7 protein-coding genes and 1 tRNA gene are annotated in these 12,784 nt (G+C 39.8%); 3 read left to right on the forward strand and 5 right to left on the reverse strand.

Annotated elements, in window-relative coordinates; all coding sequences use genetic code 11:
* The first annotated feature begins 148 nt into the window (after window positions 1-148).
* Window positions 149-925 carry an HAD family hydrolase gene (locus tag RS893_RS04605; protein ID WP_315790079.1) on the forward strand — a complete coding sequence of 259 codons (777 nt, stop codon included), beginning with the start codon at window positions 149-151 and terminating at the stop codon, window positions 923-925.
* A 100-nt stretch (window positions 926-1,025) separates the two neighbouring features.
* Entirely contained in the window at window positions 1,026-2,066 is a 1,041-nt protein-coding gene (csaB, locus tag RS893_RS04610; protein WP_315790080.1) for a polysaccharide pyruvyl transferase CsaB, read from the forward strand.
* 33 nt (window positions 2,067-2,099) lie between these two features.
* Here the strand turns inward: csaB and RS893_RS04615 are convergent.
* Window positions 2,100-2,171: transfer RNA gene (locus RS893_RS04615), tRNA-Thr, on the reverse strand.
* A gap of 34 nt (window positions 2,172-2,205) precedes the next feature.
* Here RS893_RS04615 and RS893_RS04620 point away from each other — a divergent pair.
* Entirely contained in the window at window positions 2,206-2,484 is a 279-nt protein-coding gene (locus RS893_RS04620) for a DUF3493 domain-containing protein (protein WP_315790081.1), read from the forward strand.
* A 126-nt stretch (window positions 2,485-2,610) separates the two neighbouring features.
* Here the strand turns inward: RS893_RS04620 and RS893_RS04625 are convergent, their stop codons facing one another.
* The 4 genes from RS893_RS04625 to RS893_RS04640 form a co-directional block, all read right to left on the reverse strand.
* Window positions 2,611-4,389 (reverse strand): DUF1565 domain-containing protein, encoded by a 1,779-nt coding sequence (locus tag RS893_RS04625; protein WP_315790082.1) that lies wholly within the window; start codon window positions 4,387-4,389, stop codon window positions 2,611-2,613.
* 1,858 nt (window positions 4,390-6,247) lie between these two features.
* The gene (locus RS893_RS04630) at window positions 6,248-6,718 is read right to left on the reverse strand and encodes a HetP family heterocyst commitment protein (RefSeq protein WP_315790083.1); all 471 of its coding nucleotides are present in this window, start codon (window positions 6,716-6,718) and stop codon (window positions 6,248-6,250) included.
* Between the two features lie 69 nt (window positions 6,719-6,787).
* Window positions 6,788-8,029: an HlyD family secretion protein gene (locus tag RS893_RS04635; protein ID WP_315790084.1), complete on the reverse strand. Its 1,242-nt coding sequence runs from the start codon at window positions 8,027-8,029 to the stop codon at window positions 6,788-6,790.
* Between the two features lie 964 nt (window positions 8,030-8,993).
* Window positions 8,994-12,164: a cysteine peptidase family C39 domain-containing protein gene (locus tag RS893_RS04640; RefSeq protein WP_315790085.1), complete on the reverse strand. Its 3,171-nt coding sequence runs from the start codon at window positions 12,162-12,164 to the stop codon at window positions 8,994-8,996.
* Between the last annotated feature and the right edge of the window lie 620 nt (window positions 12,165-12,784).

A 12,784-nucleotide genomic window follows, 5' to 3' on the forward strand; every position in this document is an offset into this window, starting at 1 on the left:
TGGACTCCTGATGTATAGGATGCCCAAATCTTGGATGTCATTTTGCGGTATTGATGGTATTTTTTATTGGAAGTGGTTACTGGCTAGTAGTGGATAATTATTTCTCTACTCCCCCACTCCCCACACTCCCCACACTCCCCAATTCCCTATGTCCAAACTCCTGCCCTTATCTCAAATTTCATCAGGCGATCGCTTCAGTAATATTCGTCTAGTTGCTACAGATATGGATGGGACGTTGACTGTGGCAGGTAAGTTTACTAGCCAACTTTTGCAAGCTTTTGAGGATTTAGCAACGGCTGGAATAAAAGTGCTAATTGTTACCGGACGTAGTGGTGGCTGGGTAAGTGGACTAGCAGCTTATTTACCCATTGTCGGCGCTATAGCCGAGAATGGTGGTTTGTTCTACCCATGTGATCGCGAAAAACCTATATTCCTGACATCCATTGCTGATTTTGTGACTCATCGTCAGCAATTAGCTACGGCTTTTGAAAAATTACAAACCGAATTTCCCCACCTGCAAGAATCATCAGATAATCGTTTCCGTCTTACTGACTGGACTTTTGATGTAGCTGGATTAAGTACAGACGAAATCCGAACTTTAAGCAATCTTTGTCAGCAAATGGGTTGGGGATTTACTTACAGCAGCGTGCAGTGTCACATCAAACCTTGGGGACAAGATAAAGCAGTTGGGTTGTTGCAAGTGTTGCAAAAATACCTTCCCCAATTTGCACCCCAAGAAATTATGACTGTTGGTGATAGTCCCAATGATGAAAGTTTATTTGATGACCGTTGTTTTCCTATTTCTGTGGGTGTCGCCAATGTATTGGAATATGCACAACAGATGCAGTATCAGCCTGTTTATGTCACCACTGCTGCGGAAGGCGAAGGATTTTGTGAATTGATACGATATTTGATTTTGTCTTAAGTTCTTTTTTTGTTAATGCGATCGCTCTAATGGTTCATCGTCTTAATTTTGCCACCAACCAATACAATAGTCTGAAAATTCATAATCTCAAAAGGCTAAGATGCGGGCGCTATTGTCTGGGTATTACGGGAAAGGAAATGGTGGCGATGAGGCTTTGTTGGCGACGCTACTGCAAATGTTACCATCTGATGTCACACCAGTGGTTCTTTCTGGCAATCCAGAGGAATCACACAATCGCTATGGTGTAGAAGCTTATGAACGTATGGCTTTTCCCAGCTTAATCAAAGGTTTACGTTCTTGTGATGCTTTAGTTTGGGGTGGTGGTAGTTTAATCCAAGATGCCACCAGTGCGATGAGCCCATTTTACTATGGAGGCATGATGAGTGTAGCTCAAAAAATGGGCTTAAAAACTGTTGCTTGGGCTCAAGGTATCGGCCCTTTAAATCGTCGTGTAACGCGCTGGTTAGCAAGACAAACTTTTGCAGGTTGTACGAGAGTAAGTGTACGCGATCGCGCTTCGGCAAGTTTACTGTCTGATTGGCAAATTCCCCACATCCTCGCACCCGATCCGGTTTGGGCGTTACAATCCAAACCAGTTCCCGGACTCTGGGATTTACCTGCACCCAGGGTTGCTGTCACATTGCGATCGCATCCCCAACTCACCCCAACTCGCCTGAGTCATCTAACTCGCGCCTTGGTAGATTTTCAAAAAGCTACACAGACTTTTATTGTGCTGTTACCCTTCCAAAAGGCACAAGATTTGAGTATTGCCCAAGCAATGCAAACTGCACTCAAGGATATGAGTCAAATTCTTTGTTTGGAAGAACCACAATTGTTAAAGGGTGTATTTCGCGGAATTGAAATGGCGATTGGAATGCGCTTACACAGTTTAATTATGGCAGCAAGCGAAGGTTGTCGCTGCTTTGCTTTAAGTTATGACCCTAAAGTTAACCGTTTGATGGAAGATTTAGATATGCTGGGGTGGGATTTGGTCAATTTACCAGATGACCCCAATGTTATTAGTAAAACCTGGATTGAACATTACGCCAATGGTGAGCCACTGTCATCAGAAAAAATCCAGTTTTTAATAGATAGGGCCTTAATTCATCGCGAGGTATTGCACCAAGCTCTAAATCATTGAACACTGAATAAATGATAACTGTTAACTGAACTAAGCCGATGGCGGGATTTGAACCCGCGACCGCCCGATTACGAATCGGGTGCTCTACCACTGAGCCACATCGGCATAAACAGTCTGTAATTATAGCATCTTTAATATCATGGCACAACCAAACCCTGAAAACCGCCGCTCCCAACGCCAAATGCATCCAGAACAGTATGCTCGTCTGAAAGCAGAAATCGCAGCCCCCTATCGCAACATACGCAAATTTATTTACATCGGTGCTGGTGCTTCGGGTTTTATTGGTGCATTTATCTTCTTTTTTCAAGTGTTGGCTAGACGCAATCTTGATACTGCCTTACCCAATTTTGCACTACAGGTAGGAGTAGTTGCTGTAGCCATCTATCTGTGGCGTTGGGAAAGTAAGCGGAAAAGTTAGCGGGAGATGGGGAACTCACCGGCCCCTGGTGGGGATTAGGGGCAGTGGGGAGATAGGGAGAATAAACATTGATACTTGATACTTAATACTCGATCCTTAATCCCCAATTCCCGATCCCCAATATCTCTACTGCACTCTCACTAAATAGGGTGAGGAAATAGCTTGAACTTGCCCAGCGTTAACTAGTGCTTGGTACACAAAAGCAGCTACTTCTGCCCTAGTTGCTTCACGATTGGGATTTAGTTGTTTAGCGTTTGGATAATTTACTACCAACCCTTTTACAGTTGCTGCTGCTACTTGACTAGTAGCATAACTAGGAATTTGGGCAGCATCTGAGTAGAAGGAAAGCACATTCTGGTTAGTCGCAGTTAAATTCAAACCACTAGATAATGAGACAAGCGCCTGTACTCGCGGGATTTGCTGTTGTGGTTTAAAGGTACGGTCAGGATAACCAGAGACAAAACCCAGCCTATACGCAGTTCTGATGGCATCATAAGCCCAGAACTTACTAGTCACATCGCTAAAGTTAGTAGCTTCGCGTTTCGGTTGAGTTTGGGCAAAGGCTTTAGTAACAATAGCTGCAAATTGCGCCCGTGTTACAGGATCATTGGGTTTAAAAGTACCATCCGGGAAACCAGCAATAATATTCTTAGATGCTAAAGCTTCGATATAGGTTTTAGCCCAATAACCAGCTGTTACATCTCTAAAACCACCAGCTGGTACAACTGTAGAAGCAACAAATTCAACTGAACCAGCTATTTTCTTAGTATCAATATCGTTGCCAACAGCCAAAATCTTAATAGTTTTAGTAGCGTTGTTGAGGTCATAGCGAGTGTTACTGCGAATCAGATTACCGCCAGGACTTTCGGTTGTACCAAGATCAGGCGCAGCATTGATAGTTGCCACTACACCATCTCGTTTATTACCCTGAATAACGTTCTTACGCAGGATAGGCTTAGCTGTATCGTTGATATAAATACCATCTTGGTTGCCGATAATCTGATTTCCCTCTACTAGAGGTGTGGAAGTGCCGCCAATCGCCAAACCAAAACCAGTATCCTCAAATACGTTATTCCGAATTACTCCAGCAGCAGATTTAGCTACTGAAACCCCGTTACCTTTATTTTGTACAAAGATGTTGTTTTCTATCGTGGGATTACCTTTACCTGTGACAAAAACGCCATCTCTGACACTGTTAGTAAATGTACTATTCGTGATCGTGGGGTTAGTTGATTCTACCCATACAGCAGTGCCACGAGAGTCTTGATTAGTAACCGTCACCCCTGTAATGAAGCTATCCTTTTCAGCCTTGATGGTAACATTTTGACTGGCAAAGGTAGGACTAATATATTTACCGCTACCGACAATCAGTACCCCTTGACCTTTGGTAGCTTCATTTCCTCGTAAAATTACGCCCTGCTTAACTGTCAGTGGGAAGACTTCCCCACTTTCTTTGTTATAAGTACCCGGTGCTAGTTGAATGGTTGTACTTGGTTGGGCTTGACTAAGAGCATAGGTAATTGTTTTATAAGGTTGTGCGGCTGATGTGCCAGCACCAGTGGTATCTGAACCAGTTGCAGGATTAACGTAGACAACGTTTCCAGTTACAGGAACTGTTGTTCCTTGAGTAGTGTTTTGAATTATTGTTTGATTAGTATTCTGATTTCCTGTTTGAGTGGTGTTTTGAATTTCTACTTGAGTGGTGTTTTGATTTCCTGTCTGAGTAGTGTTCTGATTGATTGTTTGAGTAGTATCAGCGTTTACTCCAACAGGCAACAGCAGATAACCACTAGAAAGCAAGAATAAAGTGGTGAGTGCTACAGGTACTCGGAAAGTATTGCCAAAATTTTTACCAACAAGCAAGCGAATATTCTTTTGTTGAATGGGAAAACCCTGATGTTTCATATTTATTTATTACGTCTGTGATGTGCTGATTTACCGCATGTTTAGAAATGTGTCAATTGCAGCCACTCATTTGCTAAACACATGCAAAACTATAGCGGAAGACATGTACCTTTGCAGCTGGGTTCCCAGGCAAAATTTAATTTCTGTTTTGTAAACTCAGAAAAATTTACAAGAAAGTCAAAGACTAAAGCTGTCTAGTGGTAAGTGTTCTGGCTGTTTTGCTTGCCCAATTTAGTCACAGTTAAAATTAAGCGATCGCTTTTCATAATTTAGTTAGCGATCGCACCTTTATAGAGAATCTCTATACTTTTGTACTGTATTAGGCTGCCGTAAACACGCGTAGTACCGTGTATTCTTAAGTAAAATTATGTATATGAATATATCAGTATTTTTATTGAAAATCTCAACATTAGTACATAACTAGAAATACAAATAGACAAAAAATAAAAAAAATATTAGGAAATCAAAAAAATCAAAAATTTCTGCAAAACTAGTAATTGTTTAAACGGGGTCAGCTGATATAAAGACCCTGAATATAAACCATCATATTTAAAAGGAGTCAAAACTATTTAAAGACTCCCCATACACTAAAACTCACAATGTTTTAAGCGCCAAGCAACAGCTTTGTATTTCTTGGCGCTTTTAATTTGCCAAGTTATATAGGTAACAGAGGCTGTCCTCCCAGCGTCTAAACTAGCCCCGTGAGAAATCGCCTTTTTAGGGGACTGACCTCACAGCACTGCCTCAGAATCGCACTACCTCATACCATTTTGGATTTTAGATTTTGCGAAAAGTTTGTAGACGCAAAGTGTCTTAAGGTAAGGGTGCAGAGGAAACCTCCACTCTACCTTAAAGCCGATGGGTGCGTCTACAAAGCAGTGTTCCGGAGGGAACTTCAAAGCTTTTCAAGACGGATTGGGAAACTCTTTGATGCATAAGAGTTCTGTAAATCCATCTGTCGCATTCTTTTTTCAAATTAGTATTAGCTATTCATCTAAAAGATTTACGATATAAAAAAACTGGAAGCTATACAATTTCTGTAGGCTTCCAGTTATTGTTTGCTATTTAAATAGCAAATTTAACAGTAGGTATAATCCCAATAGGGAGGATTAGGATTTTTGCAAGAGAAGCGAAAAAGCCGTAAATCCTACCAACCACAAAAACGATTCAACTATTACTTTTACTTTTTCTGATTTTAGTTGTACTAAGTACTAGCTTATTTGAGAGAAAGCAACATCCACCACAATGTTGTATTCCTATAAGCCATATTTAGACTTGAGCAGAAAAAGAACCACCAGTAGTAATAGCTTCAGCTTAGAAACATTCTTGATAATTCAGGTTTGGTTAAATTTTCGATTATCCTTAGCCTTGCTAAAAAAGGGTTGTTAGGGTGTTCAAATATTTAACCTTGCTAACTGTAACTGAATTGTATTTTTTGCTCGTCTCTTTTGTTCAAGTTTAATGTTTTTATCTTTATGTTAATCAATAATAATTCATTTACTTGCTCCTAAACATGGAATTTTTAGGTAAACTAGATATCTAATTTTCTTATTTATAATGTATAAAATTAAATCCTTGTTGTTATGCCACTTTGGCATATTATTTTCTCAGAACGGCTTGGAAATATTAAATTTTATATTATTTTTATATTTTGCTTACAAATAGATATGTATTGAAACATACAATTATTATGTACATACAAGTAATTTAATTACCCCAAATCTTGTTTTGTAGGATGTGAATGATTACTGTCCACTAATTTAATTAGCCTGCCATACCATTAATTACTAACTAGCATGGCAGGGTGATATGAAACTCAACCAAGTATATTTCTGGCTTTATTAACCCAAAAGATATCTTAGTTGATTTCACAAAATTTGAATGACAAATCTTGAGTACTTTCTGGTTTGGGTTCCGCTTGCATTGATTGGTATTCGCGAATTTGTGTTCCTAGCCACTGGTTTTGATGACCACCACGAATTTCTCTTTTTTGCTTACCCACGACTTCCAGATAAGCCAGATCCTTAATTTTACTTAAGCAGCTTTGTGAGGGATTGCTATCAGATTTTTTCTCAGAGGGAAGTTTGGCGATTTTGAGATTTTCGTTGCGCTGTTGATTAACTCTTTTAAGTTGCGAGTTTTCTTTGATTAATCTGTTGTAGGTGCGGTAAGGAATGTAATGTAAAGGATTATAGCCAGCAAACCGCAGTATTAAGACACAAGCCCAGGAATACTTACCTGCAAGAATGGCTTCAACTAACTGATCAAATTGTTCTGGGTTAAGAGTCTTCTCGAAGTTGCTAGTAGCGCTAGATATATTTTGGTTCATGGTGCTGTTGTCCTGGATAAAGTAAATAAGTTTGTTAGTTGTTGTGGTGAAGAATAACCCAAGCAAGATTTATAAATCGCTTTCGCTGTTTTGCAATTCCTTCATAGGTCTGAGGAACATATCAGCAACACGGCGATGGTGAATGATTTCGGCTGTGACTACTTGTCCGGCTGTAAAGTTGACAGCTTGATTGGTATCCAAAGCTATTTCTACCCGACGCACCCAACCTAATCTTTTCTCTGTTTGAGCATCCCTAGAGACTGAAACAACTCTTCCTGAGAGAATGTTGTTATTCCCATAGCTAGGAACACTCTGCTTTTGCGTTTTAGCAACATTAAAACGCTGGGAATCAAAATTGAGCTTGATTTCTACCAAATCTCCTTTATCAACAAAGGCTGCCTTTTGGGAGGGTAGTATGAGTGATAAAATCCCAGACGCATGAATTGGAGAAATTTCAGCAATAATTTGCTTAGGTTTAACTTCCTCGCCAGTACTACGGATATTTAAAGAGGACACAACTCCATCTATAGGTGCGTACAGAAATTTTGGCTTTAACTGTACTTTGCTTTTGTTGAGCAAATTTTGAGTTTCAGTAATATTGACCTGCAACTGAGTTACTTGTGCTTGTAATTGAGTTAGTAACTGTTGTTTGTCAACTAAGGGAGTTTGAGGAGTAACAATATTTCTGGCGGTTGTTTTTTCTTTTGCAGATGCCATTACCATAACCGCAGTTTGTGCAGGTGTCTGGCGAGTTTGATCTAATAAAGCTTTAATCCGTTGGAGTTGTTGCTTTTTTACTTGTAGGTCATCAGACAGGGGTTTGGTGTCTAATTGGGCTACCACCTGACCAGCTTTTACTTGTTGACCTTGTTTAACCGCAATTTTTACTACTTTACCAAACTCTTGTGGTTGAAGTTGATAAAGCTGTTGTGATGGTGCAAATTTTCCTTGAACTTGGCTGACTTGTTGTATCTTTCCAGTACAGACCCAAACTAATACAGTTGCAAAAAAAACTAGACCGCCTAACAAAATCAGATGAGGAACAATAGAAGGCCGTTGTTCTAATACTTTTTGCAAAGATGTAGAGTAATTACTTGTACTCGTAATTCCTGTCTGGAAAGTTTTGGTTGCTGCGGTGTGAATTGTAGGTAGTTCTGATAAAACTGCTCCTGGTGAAGCAACACTACCTCCGTAAATCGATGCCATTTCAGGAGTTAGACCGTAGCAGGGATGCACATCCTGTAAGTTAATTTCTAAACTCCCTGATTGGCTTGAGGTGTCGACTGCATTTGACCTGATGATTCTGTCCATGAGCTGACCTAAAATCGGAAACCTGACTATGAGTTTTAGGTTTGATAAGGCAGTGACTGAGGCAAAAATTTACCTTGAGTCATCTTTGTTGAATGGTAGGAAAAAGTCTCCGTTTGGTTCTTAGTAGATGCAGTTTTGCCCTCTTGAATATTGGCTCACTCCTAATTTAATTACTTTCCCCTGGTTATTTTATGTAGTGACTTACACCAAAAATTAGGATATCTTTATGTAAAACTGCTATTTTTCTACAAAAACAAAGAAAAAAGATTCATTCTTGATGTTCAAGGGCAACATTCGTACTTATACTATTTTTTCCCATGAATGTCATCTGCTGATTTTTCATTTCTTTCCGTTCGGTGTAGTTAATATTCTTCCCTATCTAACTAATTATTATACAACTCAGATTTTGTCCATCAGTGTTAAATACATTAGGGGTTTCGCCCCTCACCTACTATTTATTTTTGCTTTGTATTTTTTTCAAAGATTGTGAAATTTACCATGAAATTTATTGACGAGTTGCCAATGAATAGAAATACGCATGTGTGATGTTGTTGATGTTTAGGTGGCAGAAAAAATGATAATAAGTTTTACTGTTATTGCAAGATAATCTTGTTTATGCTTTTGACAAAAAGCTTACCTGGAATGATTTTCAGATTAACATTCTATTGCAAATTTGTAGTAAAACTAGTGTTAATCTTACTTGAAAATAAATACGTTGTTGTGAATAAATAGTTGTGTTTTTTACCGATTTATGGTATTATTTATCAACCAATATAAGCAATAAATTAGCGAGCTAAAAAATCACTACAATAATTTTTCCGCAGGACAAAAGTAGCGGTTAACGCCTGTACGAACTTATGCAATACAGCGACTACAAAGAAAATTAGTCGCAATTGATAACCCTAAGTATTTTAAAAAATGATTTGCATCCTTTCTGCACTATAACTCATTAATATAGGTGCGATTACAGATATAATTGTTGTTGAATTAAGTGGTAATAAAGACCCTTAATTGTCATTAATTCTTGATGATTGCCTTGCTCAATAAGGATACCTCGGTCTAAAACCAAAATGTGGTCAGTATGGCGAATACTGGAAAGACGATGGGCAACGAAGATGATAGTACATGCCTCATGAGTAGAAGTATTGCTAGAGAGACGCAAGCGAGCTAGATTTGAGGCGTTATCCAGACAACTAGTAGCTTCATCCAGAATTAGGATAGGTGGATTTCTAACTAGGGCGCGGGTGATCGCAATTTTTTGGCGCTGTTCATCAGAAAGCATCATTCCTCCCTCACCCACACGGGTGTTGTAACCCAGAGGTAAGGCTTGGATAAAAATGTGTGCTTCTGCTACTTTAGCGGCGGCGATCGCTTCTTCTAGGGAAATCTCTGAATTAAACAGTGTGATATTTTCCAAAATGCTGCCAGCAAATAGAAAAATATCCTGTGGTACTACCCCTAATTGACTACGTAATGACTGAGGAGAAACCTCAGCAATATTATGCCCATCAATTAAAATACGTCCGCTATGGGGACGATATAAACCTGCTAGTAAATTAACTAAAGTACTTTTACCAGAACCATTAGTACCAACAATTCCTACAGTCTGTCCTGCTTTGATTTGAAAGGAAATATTGTCCAAGGTATTACGTTCTGCATTGGCATTGTAACGAAAACAAACCTGTTCAAACTGGATATCACCTCGAACCGGAGGTAACACCATTTGTGGTTTTTGGCTATTTTCTTCTAGTTGGGTAGTGAGGATGTCATCTAAACGTTCAGCACAAATCAATATCTCTTGTAACTCATCCCACAACTTCACCAGTGCTAAAACAGGGTTGATTGTACTGCCAATCAGCATATTAAAAGCAACAAATTGACCAATTGACATCTGGTTGTTCATTACTAGCGTTGCCCCGTACCATAGTAAAAAAGTGATCCCCAGATGATTAATCAAACTAGTTGCTAGCTGTAAATTATTAGCCAGCTTCTGACCCCGAAATCTTGTTTGGACGGTGTTGGTTAAACTTTCCTCCCAACGCCAGCGCATTGGACGTTCAGCAGCAGCTGTTTTAACTGTGGCTACACCAGTGACAATTTCTAGCATTGTGGAATATTGCACCGCCGATTTTTGGTAAAGTTCTCGTGAGGCATTTTTGAGAAGTGGGCTAGTTGCAGCAGTCACAATCACAATCGGTAGAATTAACAGCAAGACGATGAAAGTCAAGCGTAAGTTGTAATACGCCATCAATCCCAAGTAAACAATCACCATGACCGCATCTAGGGTAGTACTAAGTGCTTGCTTGGTGAAAAATAGTTGAATTTTGCGGTTTTCTTGGATACGAGTAATAATGTCTCCCGGTTGACGGGATGCAAAAAACTGCAATGGTAAGCGCAAAGTACGGCTGATAAAACCGCCCAGTAACGTCAAATCCATGCGGTTGGAAAAATAGTCCAGCAGGTATTGACGTACTGCTTGGACGATAATCCGCCAAATCCCAAAAAATAGAAAACCGAAGGCGAAGATATTCAGAGTCAGAGAACTTTTATAGGGCAGAACTTGGTCAAGTACAACCTGAGTAATTAAAGGTGCTGCTAAACCGAACACTTTTAGCAGCACTGAAGCTAGAATGATTTGTCCAAGTAATTCGCGGTGATGCCAAAAAGCATGCCAAAATTCTCGTAAGGAAACTTTTTCGTTCTGTTGAGCGTTTAAGTGTTTGGTTGGAAATAACAATAAAGCATATCCTGTCCAGTTAGCTTCAAATTCTGAGCGCAAAAGCGATCGCTTGCCGATTGCGGGGTCACAAATCAATACGCGATCGCCTTTGACTCGCCAAACAACCACGTAGTGAATCCCTTGCCAATGAGCAATCCAAGGGTTAGGCTGTAACTCTAATTTGCTCAAAGAAGCCCTCACAGGTAAAGCATCATATCCTAATGTTTCTGCCGCATCCGCTAAAGACGAAAGCGAAGCACCCATCCGATCTGTCTGCGCTAGGTTTCGTAACTTGTTCAGACTGAAACGTTTACCCCAGTAGAGGCTAATCATCGCCAAACACGCAGCACCACAATCAGATGAACTCTGCTGTTGGATAAAAGGATAGCGACGCCAGAGTTTGCTTACCGACCTGTGCTGTTTTCTCGGCGCTAGCAAATTCATCTCTGCATGGGTATTTTCAGAAGACACAGCCGCGTCCTCATGTCCCCGCGTCTTTGTGTTCCCTTTGTCTTCCTTGTCCCCGTGTCCTCCTTGTCCCCACCAGGCGCCCCGAGTTCCCCCTTGTCGTCCCTGTGTCTCCACATCTTCTTTCTGTTGCTTGTGGAGAAAAATTTCTGGTGCAATTGTGCTAGTTAATTCTTCATATTGTTGAGGTAGGTGGTATACTAACAGATCCGTTTTGGCAACCCAATTTGGGATTGCGGTATTGGGGTATCCCCAGCCTTCTCCTACTTGTGGTGGCTGACTTTCTGGCGTGGCACTCAAAATTTTTCCACACCGCAGCCAAAAGCGTCCCTTTGACGGAGGAGTCGCTTCTACAAGGTTTGAGCCAGCGCTGACCTTGGTTTGTTCCAAGTAAGGTAAAAGCTGGCGTAAAGAATGGCTAGTATGTAAACGTAATTCTGTGGCGGTTTTAAAAAAAATCAAAGTTTGTCGCTCACAGGTTATTTTTTGCAAATAGCGTTGCAAATTAGGTAGTCGTTGCAACCACTGTTTCAGGTCATCTACATGTATTGATGCCACTAAACCAGCGCTAGCTGCAACTGCTCGATACGGTAGAGGCTGATTGTGGAATAAATGGTCTACTCCAAAGGTTTGCTCCGCTATGAGCAACTGAGTAGATACCTCCCGTTGCAATTTTGTATCCAATCCCAGTAGGCGCACTCGACCTTGACAAATTAAGAAAAGAAAATCATTTTTATTTTCTGTTTGTCTAGCGATCGCTAACTCCGTCAAATCATCTCCTAATTGAAACTCACGCAAAACCCAAACTTGATGAAAGTTGGATGCGAAGGTCGTATCTTCTGTGGCTATCCTGAAAAGCTTAAGGATAGTCTGTTTTGGAATGGAAAATCTCTGGTTTTTTGTATAAACAGGCTCTCTATTACCCCCTAACGACGAATACGAGTTCATGTCTTAATCTCTAAATGCCTGGGTAAGCTGATACAATTCCCGTTAAGGCAAGCGATCTCAGTGAACTTGACTTCATAACGGTAGCCTGAGCTTTTGTAAAGCCCGTTTTTTTGTGTTATTAATCACTCTGTTCGTTTGTTTGAGTAGCTTTTTTAGAACCAAAGTTCCAAAGTTTGTCAAATAACAGGTTATTTACTAAACCTTATTTAGTTTTTCACTAGGCTATTAACCACCTCTTTGATGCATTTTTATAAAATTTTGATAACTTTAGTCAAGATTTTTTTGGCAATTTACCAAAGTTTTACTAAGCTTTTAATCCGTACTTTCCATCTTATTTCTCCTTTATTTGTGCCTTTCAGCACTTGTATATAGTATTAAAATTCTTGCAAATCATTCTTTAAAAGGATGAGTTTATGGCTAAGAAAATCAAAATTAACCATGTAATTACCAAAAAATTCAGACTAAAGACATTTTTGTCTTCTAGTTTTTTTAGTAACCAACTGCAATTTGCTCATAGCGGCCTTTATTGTCTCTAAAGCTACAACCCTATATTGGACGCTCCAAAAAACAAACTTTGACTCTGAATTAAGAAAATTCACAAAAATCTGAGTTATTGGCGT

The sequence above is a fragment of the Fischerella sp. JS2 genome, from assembly GCF_032393985.1.
In the GTDB taxonomy this organism is placed as follows: Bacteria; Cyanobacteriota; Cyanobacteriia; order Cyanobacteriales; family Nostocaceae; genus Fischerella.

Excerpts from the sequence above, each read along its gene's own strand:
- RS893_RS04605 (WP_315790079.1), top strand. The coding sequence starts at position 149 with ATGTCCAAACTCCTGCCCTTATCTCAAATTTCATCAGGCGATCGCTTC.
- csaB (WP_315790080.1), top strand. The coding sequence starts at position 1,026 with ATGCGGGCGCTATTGTCTGGGTATTACGGGAAAGGAAATGGTGGCGAT.
- RS893_RS04620 (WP_315790081.1), top strand. The coding sequence starts at position 2,206 with ATGGCACAACCAAACCCTGAAAACCGCCGCTCCCAACGCCAAATGCAT.
- RS893_RS04625 (WP_315790082.1), bottom strand. The coding sequence starts at position 4,389 with ATGAAACATCAGGGTTTTCCCATTCAACAAAAGAATATTCGCTTGCTT.
- RS893_RS04630 (WP_315790083.1), bottom strand. The coding sequence starts at position 6,718 with ATGAACCAAAATATATCTAGCGCTACTAGCAACTTCGAGAAGACTCTT.
- RS893_RS04635 (WP_315790084.1), bottom strand. The coding sequence starts at position 8,029 with ATGGACAGAATCATCAGGTCAAATGCAGTCGACACCTCAAGCCAATCA.
- RS893_RS04640 (WP_315790085.1), bottom strand. The coding sequence starts at position 12,164 with ATGAACTCGTATTCGTCGTTAGGGGGTAATAGAGAGCCTGTTTATACA.